The 19,840-nt window shown below is 59.1% G+C and carries 15 protein-coding genes and 5 tRNA genes; 6 read left to right on the top strand and 14 right to left on the bottom strand.

Annotation, left to right across the window (positions count from 1 at the left end; genetic code table 11):
- Positions 1-20: 20 nt before the first annotated feature.
- From holA to leuS, 3 genes are all read right to left on the bottom strand, one after another.
- Complete coding sequence (gene holA / locus FG381_RS04980) at positions 21-1,028, bottom strand: DNA polymerase III subunit delta (protein ID WP_139687809.1); 1,008 nt, start codon at positions 1,026-1,028, stop codon at positions 21-23.
- On the bottom strand, positions 1,025-1,546 hold the full coding sequence (locus FG381_RS04975; RefSeq protein ID WP_139687808.1) for an LPS-assembly lipoprotein LptE: 522 nt from the start codon (positions 1,544-1,546) through the stop codon (positions 1,025-1,027). The genes holA and FG381_RS04975 overlap by 4 nt, the downstream gene beginning before the upstream one ends.
- A gap of 329 nt (positions 1,547-1,875) precedes the next feature.
- Positions 1,876-4,518, bottom strand: a complete 2,643-nt coding sequence (gene leuS, locus FG381_RS04970) for a leucine--tRNA ligase (protein WP_139687807.1) — start codon at positions 4,516-4,518, stop codon at positions 1,876-1,878.
- Between the two features lie 204 nt (positions 4,519-4,722).
- Here leuS and FG381_RS04965 point away from each other — a divergent pair, with 204 nt between their 5' ends.
- Complete coding sequence (locus FG381_RS04965) at positions 4,723-7,107, top strand: ATP-dependent helicase (protein WP_139687806.1); 2,385 nt, start codon at positions 4,723-4,725, stop codon at positions 7,105-7,107.
- A 43-nt stretch (positions 7,108-7,150) separates the two neighbouring features.
- Positions 7,151-7,226 (top strand) — tRNA-Arg (locus FG381_RS04960).
- A 656-nt stretch (positions 7,227-7,882) separates the two neighbouring features.
- On the opposite strand, the gene FG381_RS04950 is transcribed toward FG381_RS04960, so the two are convergent.
- The 11 genes from FG381_RS04950 to FG381_RS04895 all read right to left on the bottom strand — a co-directional run bounded on the left by FG381_RS04950 (position 7,883) and on the right by FG381_RS04895 (position 15,419).
- A tRNA-Leu gene (locus FG381_RS04950) sits at positions 7,883-7,967 on the bottom strand.
- A gap of 118 nt (positions 7,968-8,085) precedes the next feature.
- Positions 8,086-8,170 (bottom strand) — tRNA-Leu (locus tag FG381_RS04940).
- A 68-nt stretch (positions 8,171-8,238) separates the two neighbouring features.
- Entirely contained in the window at positions 8,239-8,598 is a 360-nt protein-coding gene (gene secG / locus FG381_RS04935; RefSeq protein WP_139687805.1) for a preprotein translocase subunit SecG, read from the bottom strand.
- Positions 8,599-8,638: 40 nt separating this feature from the next.
- Positions 8,639-9,394, bottom strand: a complete 756-nt coding sequence (gene tpiA, locus FG381_RS04930) for a triose-phosphate isomerase (RefSeq protein WP_139687804.1) — start codon at positions 9,392-9,394, stop codon at positions 8,639-8,641.
- A 213-nt stretch (positions 9,395-9,607) separates the two neighbouring features.
- Entirely contained in the window at positions 9,608-11,734 is a 2,127-nt protein-coding gene (pnp, locus tag FG381_RS04925) for a polyribonucleotide nucleotidyltransferase (protein ID WP_139687803.1), read from the bottom strand.
- 265 nt (positions 11,735-11,999) lie between these two features.
- Positions 12,000-12,263 carry a 30S ribosomal protein S15 gene (rpsO, locus tag FG381_RS04920; protein ID WP_374042055.1) on the bottom strand — a complete coding sequence of 88 codons (264 nt, stop codon included), beginning with the start codon at positions 12,261-12,263 and terminating at the stop codon, positions 12,000-12,002.
- Positions 12,264-12,419: 156 nt separating this feature from the next.
- Positions 12,420-13,085: an amino acid ABC transporter permease gene (locus tag FG381_RS04915; protein WP_139687802.1), complete on the bottom strand. Its 666-nt coding sequence runs from the start codon at positions 13,083-13,085 to the stop codon at positions 12,420-12,422.
- A 279-nt stretch (positions 13,086-13,364) separates the two neighbouring features.
- Positions 13,365-14,117, bottom strand: a complete 753-nt coding sequence (locus FG381_RS04910) for a basic amino acid ABC transporter substrate-binding protein (protein ID WP_139687801.1) — start codon at positions 14,115-14,117, stop codon at positions 13,365-13,367.
- A gap of 228 nt (positions 14,118-14,345) precedes the next feature.
- Positions 14,346-15,080, bottom strand: coding sequence for a DNA polymerase III subunit epsilon (gene dnaQ / locus FG381_RS04905; protein ID WP_139687800.1), 735 nt, complete (start codon positions 15,078-15,080; stop codon positions 14,346-14,348).
- A gap of 128 nt (positions 15,081-15,208) precedes the next feature.
- Positions 15,209-15,283, bottom strand: a tRNA-Gly gene (locus FG381_RS04900).
- A 45-nt stretch (positions 15,284-15,328) separates the two neighbouring features.
- Positions 15,329-15,419, bottom strand: a tRNA-Ser gene (locus FG381_RS04895).
- A 192-nt stretch (positions 15,420-15,611) separates the two neighbouring features.
- Between FG381_RS04895 and FG381_RS04890 the strand changes: the two genes are divergently transcribed.
- The 4 genes from FG381_RS04890 to FG381_RS04875 all read left to right on the top strand — a co-directional run bounded on the left by FG381_RS04890 (position 15,612) and on the right by FG381_RS04875 (position 19,810).
- Positions 15,612-16,061 (top strand): DUF1178 family protein, encoded by a 450-nt coding sequence (locus FG381_RS04890; RefSeq protein WP_139687799.1) that lies wholly within the window; start codon positions 15,612-15,614, stop codon positions 16,059-16,061.
- A 107-nt stretch (positions 16,062-16,168) separates the two neighbouring features.
- Complete coding sequence (locus tag FG381_RS04885) at positions 16,169-16,720, top strand: hypothetical protein (RefSeq protein ID WP_139687798.1); 552 nt, start codon at positions 16,169-16,171, stop codon at positions 16,718-16,720.
- A gap of 302 nt (positions 16,721-17,022) precedes the next feature.
- Entirely contained in the window at positions 17,023-18,852 is a 1,830-nt protein-coding gene (locus FG381_RS04880) for a carbon starvation CstA family protein (RefSeq protein WP_139687797.1), read from the top strand.
- 157 nt (positions 18,853-19,009) lie between these two features.
- Positions 19,010-19,810, top strand: a complete 801-nt coding sequence (locus tag FG381_RS04875) for a thymidylate synthase (protein WP_174857855.1) — start codon at positions 19,010-19,012, stop codon at positions 19,808-19,810.
- The last annotated feature ends 30 nt before the right edge of the window (positions 19,811-19,840 follow it).

The following is a 19,840-nucleotide window of genomic DNA, read 5'->3' as shown; positions in this document are numbered from 1 at the left end:
GGGAAGTCCGTGGCGTGCTTTCAGCGGGAACGAGAAAGGAAGAGCGAGACGCTTTTGAGCTCGATCCACGGATCTGAATCGCGCTCGGGCACGTCAAGACCCTTGGAGATCCGGTCGATGTCGGCAAGAACGGAGAGGGCGGCCGAGAGTTTCTTGAGCGTGAGGCGGCGCGCTCCCGCCTTGAGAGCGGGTGTGGCAAAGACGCCCTTCACGAAGCTTTGACCCGCTTCCTGAGCGGTGCGGAGCTTCACAAGGTTTCTGAGCTGAGAGGTGAGAACCATCAGAACGAGAGGAAACACCTCGCCCTGCGCCTCAAGACCATCGATGATGCGCGATACGCGCTCAGAGGCGCCGAGGCAGATGGCTTCGACGAGTCCCTCGATGGTGTAGCGCGAGCAGTTGCCGACGGAAGCTTCAATGTTTTCGCGGGAGACTTCCCCCTGCGGGAAGAGAAGAGACAGCTTGTCGATTTCCTGGCGGGCGGCAAGGAGATTCCCTTCCACGAGGTCGGCAAAGGATTCGAGCACATCGCGCGAGGCTTTCTGGCCGTGCTTTGCCATGCGCGCCGCGATCCAGGCCGGGAGCTGCGGGCGGGGAATCGGATCGCAGTCGACAACGGTGCACTTTTCCGATAGCGCCTTCCACCAGGAGGCCTTCACGCCCTGCCAGTCGGGTCTCGGGAGCGTAAAGAGCGTGACGACCCCTTCGACCGGGGGCATCGCTAGAAAGTCCTGAATGGCCTTCGCACCCTTGACGCCGGGCTTTCCGCCGGGAAGTCGGACTTCGAGAAACTTCCGGTCGTCAAACATGCCGATCGAGGCCGCAGCGTCCATCAGCTGAGACCAGTCGGCCATCCCCGACATTTCAAGCACCTGCCGGTCGCTGTAGCCGAGCTCCTTCGCCCGATGACGGATGAGGTCGCCCGATTCGAGCATCAGAAGCGGTTCGCTCCCCGTGGCAAGCCAGAAGGGTGCGAGCGAATCCGAGCGGCCGAGCCAGGCTTCAAGCTGAGGTGCGGCGATGCTCATTTCTGATTGGGCGCGTGCGCAGCTTCAAGGCGGCGCACGATCTGGTTGATGAGGTCGTTCTCCATGTCGACGTAGAGGACTTCCTCTTCCTTCTCGCGCGAAAGGAATTCGCTTTCGGTGTACGTGATGTCGCGGTTTGCAATCAAGCGCGTCGTGTCGACGTATTCGTAGCCTTCGGGCGAGGTGCAGCGGAATTCGACTGTGAGCGTGAGTTCGTACTCGCGGGCGCGCCCGGCATCGTTGATGGTGAGGATGTCGCGCGAGCGCGTCATGGAGAGGAGCTCGAGAATGGCGTCCGCCTCGCGAGGCGAGGAGACGCAGCGGATGCTTGAGCCCGATTCGATCATGCGCTTCAGAAGACCGGAGAAGCGCGTGTTCTCCGTCATCTGAAGGTAGAGCGTCTCAAAGGGCGCATCAAAGTGTCCGCGAAGGCGGAATCCGCACCCCGCAAGAAGCGTGGAGCCGAGAAGTGCGCCGCTGGCGCTGAGGATCTGACGGCGGGTAAGTCGCTCGAACATTTTGAAGTGTGTGCCCTGGGAGCTCGCGGAATGTCTGCCGGCTTCGCGCCCCGGGAAGATCATCGTCCCTCGGTGCGGCCGGGTGAAGTCCATTGATTATAGAGGTTTGCGGAAGTTGAATTTCGCGCATGCCTCGAGACGCCGCGGCATGCGGCGGCATGTGAGGAAAGCCGGGTTCTCAGAACCTCCGGGAGAATGCAGTTCCCGGCTTCAGAAGCACGAAAAAACGGCTCTTCCCGGAAGCGGAAAGAGCCGTTCAATCGCCATCGGACTCGAGGAGCCGCATTCAGGAAGGAATGCCGGTTACTCGGTTCGAAGAAGAGAAGAACTTATTTCGCCACGACGTTGACGAGTTTGTTCTTCACGATGATGACGCGGCGCACGGTCGCTTCGCCCACGAACTTCTTCACGTCCGGGTTGGCGAGCGCGGCTTCGCGGATCTCATCCTCAGAGGCCTCGGCGGAGACGAGGATCGAGCCGCGCAGCTTGCCGTTCACCTGAACGACGAGCTTCAGCTCATCGGCCTTGATGACCTCTTCGGACCATTCGGGCCACTTTGCGTCGATGATGTCGCCCATAAGCGGAATGAAGCCGAGTTCGCCCCAGAGGCTCGTCGTGATGTGCGGCGCAACCGGGTAGAGGGTGCGAAGCAGGATCGAAGCGGCTTCCTTGAGCGCTTCCTTGCCGCCCGCGGTCTCGTCGCCCTTGAAGGCGTCGATTGCGTTGAACATCTTCATGCAGGCAGACACAACGGTGTTGTACTGCATGCGGCCGTAGTCGAATTCCGCCTGACGAAGGGCCGAATGGATTTCGCGGCGCAGGTGCCGGGCTTCGTGGCTCATTTCGCCCGTATAGCCTTCAACCGCCGGAGCCGCGATGATCTCCTCGCGGTGCGCATAGGCCCAGGCCCAGACGCGGCGGAGGAACCTGAAGGTGCCTTCAGCGCCCGAGTTCGACCAGGCGGCGGACTGATCCGGGGGACCGGCAAACATCACGAAGCTGCGGGCCGTATCGGCGCCGAACTTGTTGATAATGTCGCGCGGCTCAACCACGTTGCACTTCGACTTCGACATCTTTTCGATGCCGCCCAGCACTACGGGCTTGCCGTCTTCCTTCGAAATGGCGCCGACGGGGCGGCCCTTTTCGTCGTACTGAACCTCGACTTCATCGGGGTAGTACCAGCGGCGGTGCCCGTCCGGGAGATCCCGGTAGTAGCACTCGGCCATCAGCATGCCCTGCGTGAAGAGGTTCTTGAAGGGTTCGTCGTACTTGACGAGCCCGAAGTCGCGCATGACCTTCGTCCAGAAGCGGGCGTAGAGGAGATGCAGCACCGCGTGCTCGATGCCGCCGATGTACTGATCCATCGGCATCCAGTAGTCGGCGCGCTTGTCGACCATGCCCGTCGTGCAGTCGGGCGAGCAGTAGCGCTGGAAGTACCACGAGGAGTCGACGAAGGTGTCCATCGTGTCGGTTTCGCGTTCCGCGTCGCCGCCGCACTTCGGGCACTTGACGTTCTTCCAGGCGTCGCACTTGGCGAGCGGATTCCCGGATCCGTCCGGAACGAGGTCCTCGGGGAGAACGACCGGCAGATCTTCGTCGGGCACCGGCACCGGGCCGCAGTGCGGGCAGTTGATCATCGGGATGGGCGTGCCCCAGTAGCGCTGGCGGGAAATGCCCCAGTCGCGCAGGCGGAACTTGACTTCCTTGTGCCCGAGGCCCTTCTTCTCGAGGGCGGCGGCAATGGCGTCGATCGCCTCGTGAAGGCCGAGACCGTTGAATTCGCCCGAGTTGACGAGGTGCGTTTCAAGCGTCTTGTCGCCGTACCATTCCTGCCAGGCGTCGGTCGAGAAGGTTTCGCCGTCAACGGCCACAACCTGCTTGATGGGAAGGCCGAACTTCTTCGCAAAGGCAAAGTCGCGTTCGTCGTGCGCAGGCACGGCCATAACGGCGCCTTCGCCGTAGCCCATGAGGACGTAGTTGGCGATCCACACTTCGACGGGTTCGCCCGTGAGCGGGTGCTTCACATGGAAGCCCGTCGGGACGCCCTTCTTTTCCATCGTCGCCATGTCGGCTTCGGAGACGCTGCCCTTGGCGCATTCAGCGATGAAGGCCTGAAGATCGGGGCGGTCCTTCGCGAGGTACGTGGCGAGCGGGTGCTCGGCCGCGATCGCAACGAAGGTGACCCCCATCAGCGTGTCGGCGCGGGTCGTGTAGACGTTGAGAAGCTTCGCTTCGCCCCTCAGTTCATAGGGGAAGGAGAGCGTGACGCCTTCGGAGCGGCCGATCCAGTGCTCCTGCATGCGGCGCACCTGTTCGGGCCAGCCCTCGAGCTGCTTCAAGTCGTCGAGGAGTTCCTGAGCGTACTGCGTGATGCCGAGGTAGTAGCCCGGAATTTCGCGCTTCTCAACGATGGCGCCCGAACGCCAGCCGCGGCCTTCGATCACCTGTTCGTTGGCGAGCACGGTCTTGTCGACCGGGTCCCAGTTGACGATCTGGGTCTTTCTGTAGGCGATGCCCTTCTCGAGCATGCGCAGAAAGAGCCACTGGTTCCAGCGGTAGTAGTCGGGCTTGCAGGTGGCGACTTCGCGCGACCAGTCGAAGGCGAGGCCGAGCGGCTCCATCTGAGCCTTCATGTCGGCGATGTTGCTGTAAGTCCACTTCGCGGGCGCGACCTTCTTCGAGAGCGCCGCATTTTCCGCGGGCAGCCCGAAGGCGTCCCAGCCCATCGGGGTCATGACGTTGTAGCCCTTCATGCGGTGGAAGCGGTACATGACGTCGTTGAGGGTGTAGTTGCGGACGTGGCCCATATGCAGCTTGCCGCTCGGGTAGGGCAGCATGGAGCACACGTAGAACTTGGGCTTCGGATGGCCTTCGGCGTCGAGCGCCTCTTCATGGGCGCGATAAACGTCGCCGGCCTTCCACATCGCCTGAACTTCGGATTCGACCTCCTGGGGGGAGTATGTCTCGCGCATAACGCTCTTTATCCAGTGTGAGTTGTGGGTGGAGAAAAATAACAGGAAAGTATAGCCCGAGCGGGCAGGGCTTCGCGCCTTTCCAGGCATGCCGGAGCGCGCCGGAGGAAAGCGGTCTGAGGCCTTTGAGGCCGCGCTTCGAACTTCTTTCCCGGGCGGTTAAAATCGCTCTTCTTTCTTTGAAGCATTCCGTTTTTTCGAGTCATGCCGTCTGATCTTCTTGAGAACCTCAACCCCAAACAGCTCGAGGCCGTCACCGCCCCCGAGGAATCCGTTCTGATCCTTGCGGGCGCGGGTTCGGGCAAAACCCGAGTCCTCACGACCCGAGTTGCCTGGCTTCTTGAGGAGCATCTCGCCACCACATCGGAAATTCTTGCCGTCACCTTCACGAACAAGGCCGCCAAGGAAATGGTGACGCGCCTCGAGTCGATGCTCCCCTACGATCTGAAGCGCATGTGGATCGGCACCTTTCACGGGCTCTGCAATCGGATTCTGCGCCGGCACGCTGAATATGCGGGGCTCCCGAAGAGCTTTCAGATCATCGACAGCGCCGACCAGCTCGCCATGGTGAAGCGCATCATGAAGGCGGCCAATGTGGATCCGGAACGAACGGACCCGAGGTCCGTCACCTCCTTCATCAACTGGATGAAGGAGCAGGGCGTGCGGGCGGCGCATTCGGGCTCGATCGGGGGCGCCGACAATTCGCTCAAGGTGGATCTCTACCGCGCCTATGAGAACGAGTGCCAGAAGCAGGGCGTCGTGGACTTTGCGGAACTCCTTCTGCGCTGCTACGAACTCCTCGAGCGAAACGAGCTCGTGCGCGTTCATTATCAGCAGCGCTTCCGCCACATTCTCGTCGACGAATTCCAGGATACGAACGTTCTTCAGTACCGATGGCTCAAGCTCCTTGCGGGCACGGGGCTCGGTCCCGACGGCGGAGCACTCAATTCCGTCTTCGCCGTGGGCGACGACGATCAGTCGATTTATGCCTTCCGCGGCGCAAATGTCGGCAACATGACCGACTTCATCAAGGATTTTCACGTCAGCAACCCCATTCGCCTTGAGCAGAATTACCGTTCGACCAAGGCAATTCTCGATGCCGCCAACGGGCTGATTGAGCAAAACGAAGGGCGGCTCGGCAAAAACCTCTGGACGGACGGCGCCAAGGGCGAAAAAATCACCGTGAAGGAGCTCGATACCGATATCGAGGAAGCGCGCTGGGTGGCCGACCAGATGGAGAATGCGCGGGAGAAGGGGGCGAAATGGCGCGACTTTGCGGTGCTCTACCGTACGAACGCTCAGTCGCGCTCGATTGAAACGGAGCTTTCCGGACGCGGCATTCCCTATCGCGTTTATGGGGGCCTGCGCTTCTTCGAACGCGCTGAAGTGAAGAACGTCCTCGGATATCTGCGCATGATCACGAACCCCTGGGACGACACGAGCTTCCTGCGCGTGGTGAATACGCCCGCGCGCGGCATCGGCGCCAAGTCGATTGAAGTCCTCCAGAATGCAGCGCGTGAAAGAGGCATTTCTCTCTGGGCGGCGCTTACCGACCGCATGATCGAAAAGCCCGCCAAACTGACGGCCTTTGAAAACCTCATTACGCAGATGAGGATTGCTGCGGACGGGATGCCGCTCCTTGAAGCCATCAACCACGTCATCAAAGCTTCCGGCCTTGAGGAAGCGGCAAGGAAGGAAAAGGACGGCGGAGATCGCGTCGAGAATATGCGCGAAGTGATTTCAGCCGCCAAGGGGTGGCTTGAAAATGAAAAGGTGGAGCTTAATCATCCGGCCTTCGCGCCAGTGAGCGACGATTCGCCTTCGCCCATGGAGGGGTTTCTCACGCAGGCGACGCTCGAGGCGGGCGACCGGAACGAGAAAGCCGATCAGGACGCCGTGCAGCTCATGACCGTGCATTCTGCTAAAGGCCTTGAATTCCCCTGGGTCTGGATTATCGGTGCCGAGGAAGGGCTTTTCCCCCATTTCTCGGCCATCAAGACCGAATCAAAGGGGAGCAAGGGCGGCGGCCTCGAGGAGGAGCGCCGTCTCATGTACGTGGCCATCACGCGTGCGAAAAAGCACCTTGCCTTCACGCACGCCCGTGAACGGCTGATGTTCGGCAACGCCTTCAAAAATCCGCTTTCTTCCTTCGTGAAGGAAATTCCTCAGGCGCTCCTCGACATTCGTCCGGCGAAGAAGGGTTATCAGCCTGCCTATGAAGACGAGGATCAGGACGAAAAAGGCTGGGGACGCAGCTGGGGAAGCTCCGGGCGTTCCGGACGTTCGCAGGGAAGAGGCGGCTACGGTTCGTCGACCTACGGACGCTCTTCCTCGATGGGATCGGGCGACAGCATGTCCTTCCGCGGCACGGGTCAGTTTGATGCCATGCAGAAGAAAGCTGCAGAGCAGTCGGGCTACAACAAGGGCGACGTTGTGAGGCACGATGCCTTCGGCGAAGGCGTTGTGAAGAAGTTCATCGGCACCGGCACGAGCCTCATCATCGAAATTGATTTCGGCAAGGCCGGCACCAAGGATCTGCTTTTTTCCTTCGCCCGCGACAAGCTTCATCTTGTTCGTCGCGGATCCTGATGGAGCATGCTAGAATCCTTTTCCCTTTCGCGAGAAAGATGGCGGGACCATAGTTCAACTGGATAGAACTGGCCCCTCCTAAGGGTCGGATCTGGGTTCGAGTCCCGGTGGTCCCACCACAAGCGCTTTCCGATGCAATTGCATTGAAACTGCGCCTCCCGCCAGAAAGCAAAAAGCCCTGAAAGCCGGTGCCGGCCCAGGGCTTTTTTGTTGCCTGCCTGAGTTTGGGAGTTTGAAAGCAGAAAAAAGGGCGCCCATCCCTGCCGCAGTAGGAGGACGCCCTTTTTTATTTTTTTACGCTATAGGCTTGCTTTTTGGTCCTGAAGCCGAATGATTTCTGGGACGGCATCTGCGTCAGTAGGGAAACGCGTTCCAAGGCAGCGTGCCAGTTCGGCTCGGGAGCATAAGGTAGAGGCACTGGCTTGAGTCTGCACGCCTGCATGATGGTGTCGCCATTGTCTCTTATCTCGAGCTCTCCAGTCTCATGCCGAGCCTTGAGGCGCTTCTTCGAATCCCAGGGTGCTGCCTTGCGGTTTGTCTCACGACGGGCAGTCGGCAATTAGAGCATCACTGCACGCGGAGAAATCAGAAGCATTCTGCACCTGGCGGATTCGCAGAGCTGTCGCGAGTTTTCAGGCGTACAGGCAAAAGAAAAGGCCGGTTCCTTCGAACCAGCCTTCTCAATACATTTGGCAGGGGTAGTAGGATTCGAACCTACGTATGGCGGATTCAGAATCCGCTGCCTTAACCGGACTTGGCGATACCCCAGCGAATGTGGTGCGGTCGATGAGATTTGAACTCATATGGATTGCTCCGCTACCCCCTCAAAGTAGTGCGTCTACCAATTTCGCCACGACCGCGAAAACCTTCAAATTGTCACAACCTGATCGACCTGGCAGGGGTAGTAGGATTCGAACCTACGTATGGCGGATTCAGAATCCGCTGCCTTAACCGGACTTGGCGATACCCCAGCGAATATGGTGCGGTCGATGAGATTTGAACTCATATGGATTGCTCCGCTACCCCCTCAAAGTAGTGCGTCTACCAATTTCGCCACGACCGCGGCCTTTCAAGTTGTTCTCTGCTGATTTGTTTTTGAACTGAGGTGTTCATCAGCAGAGGAGAAGAATTCTACCTCGGAATTTGATTGACGGGGGCATTATTTTGATTGTTGGGCATCCCCTGTTCTTGGGATGCCGGCTGTTCGACCGTCGACAGAACGCCGCCCTGGGGGACGGAGGCGCGCTTGTTGAAGGCGCCCGAGGCGAGCGTGAGCGCAATGGTGGAGCAGAAGAAGACCGTGGCGGCAATGGCGGTGGAGCGCGAGAGGAAGTTCGCGCTGCCCGTGGCGCCGAAGACGGAGCCGGAGGCGCCGCTGCCGAAGGCTGCGCCGAGATCGGCGCCCTTGCCGTGCTGCATCAGCACGAGGACGATGACGACAACGGCTGAGATGATCTGCAGAACAAGCGCAATGCTGAGCAGGAAGTGCATGGTTCTCTAAACCTTTAGTGCGTAAAAAAGTGGGGTGAAATCAGGGTCTGGCTGCGCAGAGCGCTTCGCCGATGCTGTAGAAGCTCTGTGCATTGAGAGAGGCGCCGCCGACAAGCGCGCCGTCGATGTCCGCTTCGGCAAAGAGCGAAGCGGCATTTTCAGGCGTGACGCTGCCGCCGTAAAGAATCGGCGTGAGTTTGCCGGCTTCGGGAGCGGCCTGCACAAGGCGTGCGCGAATGCCGGCATGCACGGTTTGTGCCGTTGCCGGATCAGCCGATTTGCCGGTACCGATCGCCCAGACGGGTTCATAGGCAATCGCGCCGATGCTTTCAGGCTTCAGAACAGCAAGGACGGCATTGAGCTGACGGAGGATGACGGCAGGCGTCTCTCCGCGCTCGCGTTCCTCGAGCGTTTCGCCGACGCAGATGACGGGGCGAATGCCGTTCTTCACAAGGGTAACGGCCTTCATGGCAACGCGGTTGTCCGTTTCGCCGTAGAGGCGCCGCCTTTCGGAGTGCCCGACGATGGCGAAACGAATGCCGAAGTCAGCGAGCATCGCTGCAGAGACCTCGCCCGTGAAGGCGCCGGAGGCGTTTTCATTGACGTCCTCTGCGCCGATTTCAATGGCGGTGTTCCGACAGGCTTCTGTAAGCTCGGGAAGGTAAATGAAGGGAGCGCAGACCACCGTGCGGCAGGAAAGTCGCACAGGTTCCGCCAGGAAGTTGCTGACCCAGAGGGCATTGGCTTCCCGACTGCCGTTCATCTTCCAGTTGGCTATGACGATTCGTTCGCGCATGAAGTATTCGTAGTCTCTCTAAAGCGGGAATAAATCCCGGATTCCGCAGGGGATAAAGATTAATTTTAGCTTCTTTGTCCCTCACGGGGCTTATGCGTGGAAAAGCCGGCGTGCGTCTTTAGCGAGACGCAGGGCCGGCTTGAAGCAAAAGCGCTGCAGGCGTTTGCGGCGGGAAAGCGCGATGAAGAATCGTTTTCCCGCCAGAAGCAAACGTTACTGCTGCTGGGCGCCTTCGTCGCGCAGGAGTGCCTTCATGGAAAGACGGACGCGGCCCTTCTCGTCGGCCTCAATGACCTTCACGCGGACCTTCTGGCCTTCCTTCAGATAGTCGGAAACGGCGTTGACGCGCTCGTTGGCGATCTGGCTGATGTGAAGGAGCCCGTCCTTGCCCGGAAGGAGCTGGACGATGGCGCCGAAGTCGAGGAGGCGCGTGACCGTGCCTTCGTAGATCTGGCCGGCTTCGACTTCAGCCGTGATGTCTTCAATGCGCTTCCTGGCAGCGGCAACGCGGGCCATATCGGGCGAAGAGATCGTGACCGTGCCGTCGTCCTCGACGTTGATGGTCGTGCCGGTTTCTTCGGTGAGGCCGCGAATGACGGAGCCGCCCTTGCCGATGACGTCGCGGATCTTTTCCGGATTGATCTTGAAGGAGACCATGCGCGGAGCAAAGTCGGAGAGCTCCTTCGCGCCGCCGCCCGCCATGTCGTGCATGCGGCCGAGGATGTGCTGACGGCCTTCATGCGCCTGCGCGAGGGCAGCCTGCATGATTTCAGCCGTGATGCCTTCAATCTTGATGTCCATCTGGAGCGCGGTGACGCCGTTTTCCGTGCCGGCCACCTTGAAGTCCATGTCGCCCAGGTGATCCTCGTCGCCGAGGATGTCGGTGAGGACGGCAAAGCGGTTGCCTTCCTTGATGAGGCCCATTGCAACGCCCGCAACGTAGTCCTTCAGCGGAACGCCGGCGTCAAGCATCGAGAGGCAGCCGCCGCAGACGGAAGCCATCGAGGAGGAGCCGTTCGATTCGCAGATTTCGGAAACAACGCGGATCGTGTACTGGAATTCGTCAGCAGAGGGAAGAACCGCCTTCAGAGCGCGCTTGGCAAGACGGCCGTGACCGATTTCGCGGCGCTTCGGGGATCCGACGCGGCCCGTTTCGCCCGTGGCGAAGGGGGGCATGTTGTAGTGGAGCATGAAGCGGTCGTGCGATTCTTCGCAGAGACCGTCGATGATCTGCTCGTCCTGCTTCGTGCCGAGCGTCGTCGTGACGAGCGCCTGGGTTTCGCCGCGGGTAAAGAGGGCGGAACCATGGGTGCGCGGAAGCACGCCCTGACGGATTTCGATCGGGCGGACCGTGCGGGTGTCGCGGCCGTCGATGCGGGGTTCGCCGGCGAGAATCTGGGAGCGGACAAGGTGCGCTTCAAGCTCAAAGAGGATGCCGTGAACTTCGTTCATGTCGGGCGCTTCGGTGCCGGCAGCTTCAGCGTCGGCGGCGAGCGTCTTCTCGACGAGTTCATAGACTTCGCGGAGCTTGTCGTTGCGGGCCTGCTTGGAGCGGATCGCGTAGGCGGCGTGGAGACCCTCGTTGGAGATCTCGGTCACGCGGGCGATGAGCGCTTCATTGCGGGCGGGCGGCTGCCAATCCCAGGCGGGCTTGCCGGCCTTCGCGACGAGTTCGTTGATGGCCTGGATGGCCGTCTGCATTTCGCGGTGGCCGAACATCACGGCGTCGAGCATCGTCTTCTCGGGAAGAATGTCGGCTTCGGATTCAACCATGAGAACAGCGCGTTCCGTACCGGCGACGACGAGGTCGAGGCGCGAGGTCTTGAGCTCTTCGGTGGTGGGGTTGAGAACGAACTGGTCGTTGATGTAGCCGACGCGGCAGGCGCCGATCGGGCCGCGGAAGGGAATGCCGGAGACGGCGAGCGCGGCGGAGGTGCCGATCATCGCGGGGATGTCCGGATCAACCTGCGGGTCGGCAGAAAGAACGTGAATGATGACCTGGACTTCATTGAAGAATCCGTCCGGGAAGAGCGGGCGGATCGGGCGGTCAATGAGGCGGCTCGTGAGCGTTTCCTTTTCAGAAGGACGGCCCTCGCGCTTGAAGAAGCCGCCGGGGATGCGGCCGGCCGCGTAGGTCTTTTCAATGTAGTCGACGGTAAGCGGGAAGAAGTCCTGACCGGGCTTGGCTTCCTTCTTGCAGACGACGGTGGCGAGAACCACGGTGTCGTCCATGCGGCAGATGACGGCGCCGGTGGCCTGACGGGCGATTTCGCCGGTTTCAAGCGTGACGTCGTGATTGCCGAATCGGAAGGACTGCGTTGTTTTATTGAACATCGTCATAAGTAATGCTTCCTTATTTCTCTTGGAAGATGTCTTTTCGCTGACGTTCCGTTTCTTCCCGCTTTCGCCGGCGGTTCGGATTCGAATCGCCGGCACGCTGCGGTTTGAGCATTCACGGTTTGAGAAAGTAAGTGCTCAAATCGCAACGCGCTTGGGGTGGAAGGCAGGAGGATGAGAGGTTTTCGTCAACGATCAGACGGGGTTGGCAGATAGGACGACGGCCTGTCGAAATCGGCAGGCCGTTGTCTTGAGAATCTCTTCGAGCTTACTTGCGCAGATTGAGCGTGTCGATCAGCTTGCGGTAGGCGTTAAGATCGGTGCGCTTCAGGTAGTCAAGGAGCTTGCGGCGGCGCGAAACCATGCGGAGCAGGCCGCGGCGGCTGTGGTGATCCTTGGCGTGGACCTTGAAGTGATCCGTGAGGTGATTGATGCGGGCCGTAAGAAGGGCCACCTGGACCTCGGGAGAGCCAGTGTCGCCTTCGGCGCGCTGGAACTTGGCAACGATCTCAGACTTGGTCAGTTCAGACATGGATATTCCTGTCAAAGAGATGGTAAAACTTGCGGACACGAGCGTTGTGACTCGAGCCGTGAAAGCGGGCATTTTATCTGCCTCACGGACGCCATGCAAGCAGAATGCATTGTTTTTTCATCATGGCGCCTCGGAGACAGAAGTTTCGGGTTTGAATCAGCGGTCGTCAGACTTGCGGAAGCGCTTTTCGAGCCACGAGATGAAGCGCGAAATCGTGAGCGTCATCACGAGGTAGAGGATCGCAACGCAGGTCCAGATTTCAAGCGTGCCGTACGTTTCCGCAATGATGAGCTGGCCCGAGCGCGTGAGCTCCTCAAAGCCGATCACGGAAACGAGCGAGGAGTCCTTCAGCATGGCGATGAATTCATTGCCCATCGGCGGGATGATGCGCTTGAAGGCCTGCGGCAGGATGATGTAGCGCATCGTCTGGGTGTTGGTCATGCCGAGCGAGAGGCCGGCGCGGTACTGGCCGAGCGAAATCGACTGGATGCCGCCGCGGAAGATTTCCGCAATGTAGGCGCCCGAATTGAGCGAGCAGGCTGCAACGGCTGCAACATAGGGATCAATGCGGTGACCGACGATGTTGGGAAGCGCAAAGTAGATGATGAAGATCTGAATGAGGAGCGGCGTCCCGCGGATGAAGTCGACGTAGACCTTAGCGGGAATGCTGAGGAGCGGGCTCTTCGAGAGCTGCAGGAGCGAGAGCAGAAGGCCGAGAAGCAGACCAATGCCTACGGAGAGCGCGGTGATTTCAAGCGTGAGGCCTGCGCCGCGCAGAAGGAGCGGGAAGCTCGAGGCAATGAGGGAGAGATCAAATTCCATGGTGTTTCTATAGAGACTGATCAGTGCCGGAGGTCCGCCGGCTGTGGGAAAAACGGATGAATCATCATCCGGACTGATTTTGACGCAGCGAGCTGAAGCATTCTGAGAGAAAGTGATTCAGCTTCCGGCTTTTGTCGCCGGCCGCGGCATTCTACTAGGGAATATGACGCCGGCATCGCGTTCGCGCAAAGAACGACGATGCCGGGATGACTGCCTGTCAGAGCGTTCTCTTCGACAGGACTTCGATGGCGCGCGGGAGCGGGCGGTGGTCCTGAAGGATTATTCCTGGAACCACTTGCTGTAGATCTTATCGACTTCGCCCGAAGCCTTCAGGTCCGCATATGCCTTGTTGAGCTTCTGGAGGAGCTCGGTATTGCCCTTCTTCACGGCAAAGCCGAAGCTCTCTGCATCCGCAATGTAGGGCGGAATCGTGAGAACCTTGGCCGCGCGCTCCTGGTTCTTGAGGTAGTAAGCGAGCACCGGGCGGTCGAGCACCACGGCGTCGGAGTTGCCCGACATCAGGTCCATGAAGGCTTCGCTCGTCGTATTGAAGCTCGAAACCTTGGCGCCTGCGATGGTCTTCGCCTTTTCAGCGCCCGTCGTTCCGATCTGAACGGCAAGGTTGGTGTTCTTCAGGTCGTCAAAGGTCTTGAACTTTTCGACATTCTTTTTCTGAATGAGCATCGAGAGGCCGGACGTGTAGTAGGGCGTCGTGAAGTCGACGCGCTTCTGGCGTTCGGGCGTGATGGAAACGCCCGCTGCGATCACGTCGATCGTGCCGGTCATCACGGCGGGAACAAGCGCATCAAAGCCCATGTTGAGGATTTCAACGTCGTAGCCCGCCTTGTCGCCGACCGCGCGGATGAGATCCATGTCGAACCCGGTGTATTCCTTCGTCTTCGTATTGAGGAATTCAAAAGGCGCAAAAGTGGGCTCCGTGCCGACGCGCAGAAGGTCGCGGGCTTCGCCGATGGAGGCGGCAAGACCGCAGGCTACTGCACAGGCGCAGACGACAAAATTCTTGAACTGCATGACTGAATCTCCGGAAGTGTTTGTTCTTTCGTTTTCCGGATGTCCGTCGCAAGCGGATAAACCGGATCATATTTCCGGGGATCATAGCGGGCGATCGGCTTCGCTCTCTGCACTATGTCGTTTCTTCTTGTCCCAACCGGAATTGCTATCGTTTTCCTTGAGGATTCATGCGATTAAAGCGCGAGAATGGCCGTGCTATTGGTGGAATTGGTCGACAAAAGGAGGCGTTCAGGGTGCTGACTCAGCGGGCGCCGGTTCATTCGGTTCCTTGCGCCAGGCGGGCGTGCTCTTAGACTTCTTTTCCGCAATGTCGAGGATGCGGTTGTGTTCGGCAAGCTCCTCCGCATTGGCGCGGATGATGACGCAGTCTTCTTCCTTCGGCATCGGAGGGAGATTGTCGATGTCTTCATTCACGAGCGTGAGCGTGTCCTGGCCGCGGGTGAGCGAGATGTAGACCTCGGCGAGGAGTTCCGCGTCAAGGAGCGCCCCGTGGAGCGTGCGGTTGGAGTTGTCGATCTCATAGTAGCGGCAGAGAGAGTCGAGGCTGACGGCGCGTCCGGGAAGAAGCTTTTTGGCGAGCTTCACTGTATCGATGACGTCGCAGTAGTCCTCGATCCTGCCTTTGCCGATGCGTTCGAGCTCCATGTTGAGGAAGCCCGTATCAAATGCGGCATTGTGGATGACGAGGGTCGAATCCCGGACAAAGTCGAGGAACTTATCCGCGACTTCAGAGAATTTCGGCTTGTCGGCCAGAAATTCCGTCGTGATGCCGTGAATGGCTACTGCATCCTCGGGCACCTCGCGCTCCGGATTGATGAAAATCTGGAGGTGATTTTCCTTGGTGCTCTTCATCACGCGGCCGTCGAGTGCCACGCAGCCGATTTCAATAATGCGGTCGCCGCCTTTGGCGTTGAGGCCCGTGGTTTCGGTATCAAGCGTGATCAGACGATTTCTGGCGGCCATGAGTTCACCCGTCGAAAGAAAGAAAAATCAGGAAGCGAGAAAATTGTAGCCGCGCTAAACGTCAGTCTTCGTCGCACGAAAACAAAAAAGCCCGGCAGATCTTTCTGTCGGGCTTGACGTTTTTCGTCTGGAGCGGGCGAAGGGAGTCGAACCCTCGTCATCAGCTTGGGAAGCTGAGGTAATGGCCGTTATACGACGCCCGCTTCGCGCGCCTTGATGAGATTAAGACTCACCAAGTTAAGCAATTCTGGCGGAAGGAGAGGGATTCGAACCCTCGATACGGAATTTCCGTATGCCGCCTTTCCAGGGCGGTACAATCAACCACTCTGCCATCCTTCCATGAATGTCCTCAGACGCATTGATCCAGCCCGTGGTGATTGGGTTGCGAATCGCGAGGGCTGTGCCCTGAACTGAGGAAGCGGAATGTAGCATGTCTATTTTTGATTTGTCAAGTTTTTTCCTGAAGGCGGGCCGGATTTATTCCTGCCGCGAAGAACGCCGGTCTCGTTTTTCTCTTGCATCATCCTTTTTATGAGCTTGAAAATCTTCAATTTTCGGTGCATTAACGGGCACGTTTTCGAGGTCTGGCTCCGAAGCGACCGTCCGGAAGATCTGCCTGAGGGATGTCCGGCATGCGGTGCTCCGGATATTCAGAAGCTCCCGTCCGGCGCAAAGATCCGGCCGGTGGAAGGCACCACTCGAAGCGATGTAAATGAAGATCTCTCTTTGCGAGCGGCGAGCAATGCACGCGAGCAGGAGGAGGCGCTCAGAGCGCAGACGCTCGGGATTCTGCGCGAGGCCGCAAGGCGTGCCGAGGATGTCGGAGAAGCATTTCCCGAAACCGTACGGAAAATGGAAAAAGGCAAAAGCCCGAAGAAGCTCGTGCGCGGCACCTGCACGCCACTTGAGGCGGCGGATCTCCGTTCCGAAGGCATCAATGTGGTTTCTCTGCCCGAAGAGGCTCTCGAGCCTCTCAATTAAGATTCCAGGCGCTTTCCTGCGGCTAAAATCCAACCTCTCGCCGGAATGACGAAAGGTCATCGCATTCTCAACCGGCGGGATGCTTTCTTTTTTGAACGACGTTTCTCATGCAGCAGTTTCCTCCCGTCAATGAAATCAGGCCTTACGGCGTTGTTGATCTCACCGATCAGAGCACGATGCTCCTTGTGCTGGAGGAATTGGGCATCGCCCACCTGCAGGATGAATGGCTGAGAACGCATACGCCCGAAGCGCCCGATGCCGCCCAGGCTGCTGAGCAGCATGAGGAATTCTTTGAGGACCTCTGCGCCATACTCGAAGGTCAGGCGGGACCCGATCGGGTGGAGCCCAACGGCTGGGCAGGCGCAAAGCTCGCGTCGCATCTGAGAGCGGCAATGCCGGAGGTGCTGGCACGTGCGCTCATTGAAGGGGGCGGAAGTTCCGACCCTTCCGTTCGTTCTGATCACGATGTCGTTGCTGCGGCGCTCCGGGCCTTTGAAGCTTCGCTTTCTCGTCTCTCGGCACACCAGGAAAAAATCAAAACGGAAGGCGCTCAGGCGGATCCGGCTGAATACATTCAGCTCATGATCGGCTGGTCCGGAGTCTTCTCCGGAAAGGCTGAAGCGCTTAAGCTTTCCGACCTATATATGCCTTACCTTTAAAGGGGTACGGATCAGCCTGAGGATTTGAGGGCAAATGCCTATTGCCATGGCCTTGCATCAATAAAAATTGAATTCCTAACGGTCTGACATCTTCGCTTACAGTGCGGCAGATGGGTAAACTTGGCTCAACGCTACGAAAAGTCTGCTTGTTTTCGATAAGAGCGAATACCTCTAGGGGATTACGATAATAATTACCTCTTTTGGCGAAGGCTGAGCGAGGCTCATTCCTCATCACTCACTCGAAAGCGACGGTCCTTTTCCCTCTGGCGTTGTCCCATCCACAACCAAAGGAAAAGATCGTTATGGAAACGCTGAACGGGGTGAATGCACTCACCATCGTATTCGCCGCTCTATGCATCTTTGCAATCGCATACCGCTTCTACGGCCTATGGATTGCTCAGAAGGTGCTCAACATCAATGCCGCCCGCGAAACCCCTGCCGTGCGCTTTGATGATGGCAAAGACTATGTGCCGACGAACAAGTACGTGCTCTTCGGCCACCACTTCGCCGCTATTGCTGCCGCGGGTCCCCTTCTCGGACCGGTTCTCGCCGCGCAGTTCGGCTATCTCCCGGGCCTGCTCTGGATTCTGATCGGCTGCGTTCTCGCGGGCGGCGTGCACGACATGGTCGTGCTCTTCTGCTCGGTGCGTCACCGCGGCAATTCGCTCGCCTACATCGCGAGCCAGGAAATCGACTCCACGACGGGCCGCGTTGCCGCCTGGGCAGTCCTCGCGATTCTGATCCTCACGCTTGCAGGTCTCTCGATCGCGGTCGTCAATGCGATGCACAACTCGCTCTGGTCGACCTACACCGTGGCCGCGACCATTCCGATCGCCATTCTGATGGGCCTCTACATGCAGGTCTGGCGCAAGGGCGACGTTTCGGGCGCCACGATCATGGGCGTCGTGCTCCTCTTCCTCTGCATTCTTTCGGGTCCGTGGGTTGCTTCGCACCCCGAATACTTCGGCTTCCTTGACATCGACAAGCCCGAGATGAGCCTCCTCATCCCGATCTACGGCTTCTTTGCCTCGGTTCTTCCGGTGTGGCTCCTCCTTCTGCCGCGCGACTATCTCTCGACCTTCCTCAAGATCGGCACGATCGGCGCGCTTGCGATCGGCATTGCCTTCGTGATGCCCAACTTCAACATGCCGCCCCTGACGGAATTCATTCACGGCGGCGGCCCGATCATCGGCGGTCCGGTGATTCCGTTCCTCTTCATCACGATTGCCTGCGGCGCGCTTTCGGGCTTCCATGCCACGATCGGCACGGGCACGACCCCGAAGATGATCGGCAATGAAAAGGACGTGCTCTTCGTCGGCTACGGCGCAATGCTCATGGAAGGCTTCGTCGCCGTCATGGCTCTCGTTGCCGCCTGCGTGCTTGTTCCTGCCGACTACTTCGCGATCAACGCTCCGGCCGACAAGTTCGCCAAGCTCGGCATGTCTGTGGTTGAACTCCCGCAGCTCGAGGCTGAAGTTCAGGAAAGCCTGATGGCCCGTCCGGGCGGCTCGGTGTCGCTCGCCGTCGGCATGGCCCACATCTTCTCGAAGATTCCGTTCATGGAAAGCCTGATGGCGTACTGGTATCACTTCGCCATCATGTTCGAAGCCGTCTTCATCCTGACGGCTGTTGACGCCGGCACCCGCGTGGGCCGCTTCTTCCTGCAGGAAATGATGGGCAAGGTCTGGCCGAAGTTCGGCGACAAGGAATGGTGGCCCGGCATTGTGATCACTTCCGCGATCTTCACGGGTACGTGGGGCTATCTCGTCTGGTCGGGCGACATTGGTTCGATCTGGCCCCTCTTCGGCATCTGCAACCAGCTCCTCGCCTCCGTCACGCTCCTGATCGGCACCACCGTCATCATGCGCATGAACAAGGTGAAGTACGCCTGGGTGACGGGTGTTCCGGGCATCCTGATGACGATCATCACGTTCTGGGCCGGTCTCTGGCTGATCTTCAATCAGTACCTCCCCAACAGCCAGATGCTGCTAGCCTTCCTCTCCGCGCTCATCATGGTTCTGATGCTCTTCGTGATCATCGGCGTGCTGCGCCGCTGGGTGGCTCTGCTCAACATTCATACGACCGTCAAGGACTCGTACGGCGTTGAGGTGAAGACCATCGTAGAGGAATAACCTCTGACGCCAGGGACGCGGGAGTTCCGCTCCCGCGTTCTCAATGCCTGGAAGCGCTCACCGGGATTGTCTCGCGTGAGCGCTTTTTTTCGCGCCTGTGCCTGAGTTTCTGCGCAACCTTATAATCATCGTTTTCGTTTTTCGAGCGGAGGAGCTGATGGCTTCAAATCAGTACGAAACGCTCCTTCGGGAGATTTTTGAGAAGGGGACCCATAAGTCCGATCGAACCGGTACCGGTACCCGGTCTCTCTTCGGGTGCCAGATGCGCTTTCCGCTCTCGGAAGGCTTCCCGCTCGTAACGACGAAGAAGCTCCACCTGCGCTCGATCATCTATGAACTCCTCTGGTTCCTCTCGGGCTCGACCAACATCAGGTATCTGCACGACCACAACGTGACGATCTGGGACGAGTGGGCGGATGAAAAGGGCGACCTCGGTCCCGTCTACGGGCATCAGTGGCGCTCGTGGCCGACGCCTGACGGCGGCACGATAGACCAGATTTCGGATGTTCTCAGGCGCATTCGCGAGACGCCGGATTCCCGCCGTCTCGTCGTCACGGCCTGGAATCCTGCGGAGCTCTCCAAAATGGCGCTTCCGCCCTGCCATTGTCTTTTCCAGTTCTATGTGGCGGACGGAAAGCTCTCCTGCCAGCTCTATCAGCGAAGCTGCGACATGTTCCTGGGCGTCCCCTTCAACATCGCGAGCTATGCGCTGCTCACGCACATGATTGCCCAGCAGTGCGATCTGCTCCCCGGAGACTTCGTCTGGACGGGCGGCGACTGCCACATCTACGACAACCACGTCGAGCAGACGAAGCTCCAACTTTCGCGCGAGCCCCGTCCTTATCCGAAGCTTGTCATCGCCCGGCGCCCGGCGTCGCTCTTTGACTATCAGTACGAAGACTTCTCGTTTGAAGGGTACGACCCCTGGCCCGCCATCAAGGCGCCGGTCGCGGTGTAATGCGCCTTCAACCCTCTGAATTCATACCAG

Origin of the sequence: Sutterella faecalis (genome assembly GCF_006337085.1) — a bacterium.
GTDB classification, from domain to species: Bacteria; Pseudomonadota; Gammaproteobacteria; order Burkholderiales; family Burkholderiaceae_F; genus Sutterella; species Sutterella faecalis.
Note: the sequence above shows the minus strand (reverse complement) of the source record. Positions and strands in the feature narration are given on the sequence as shown.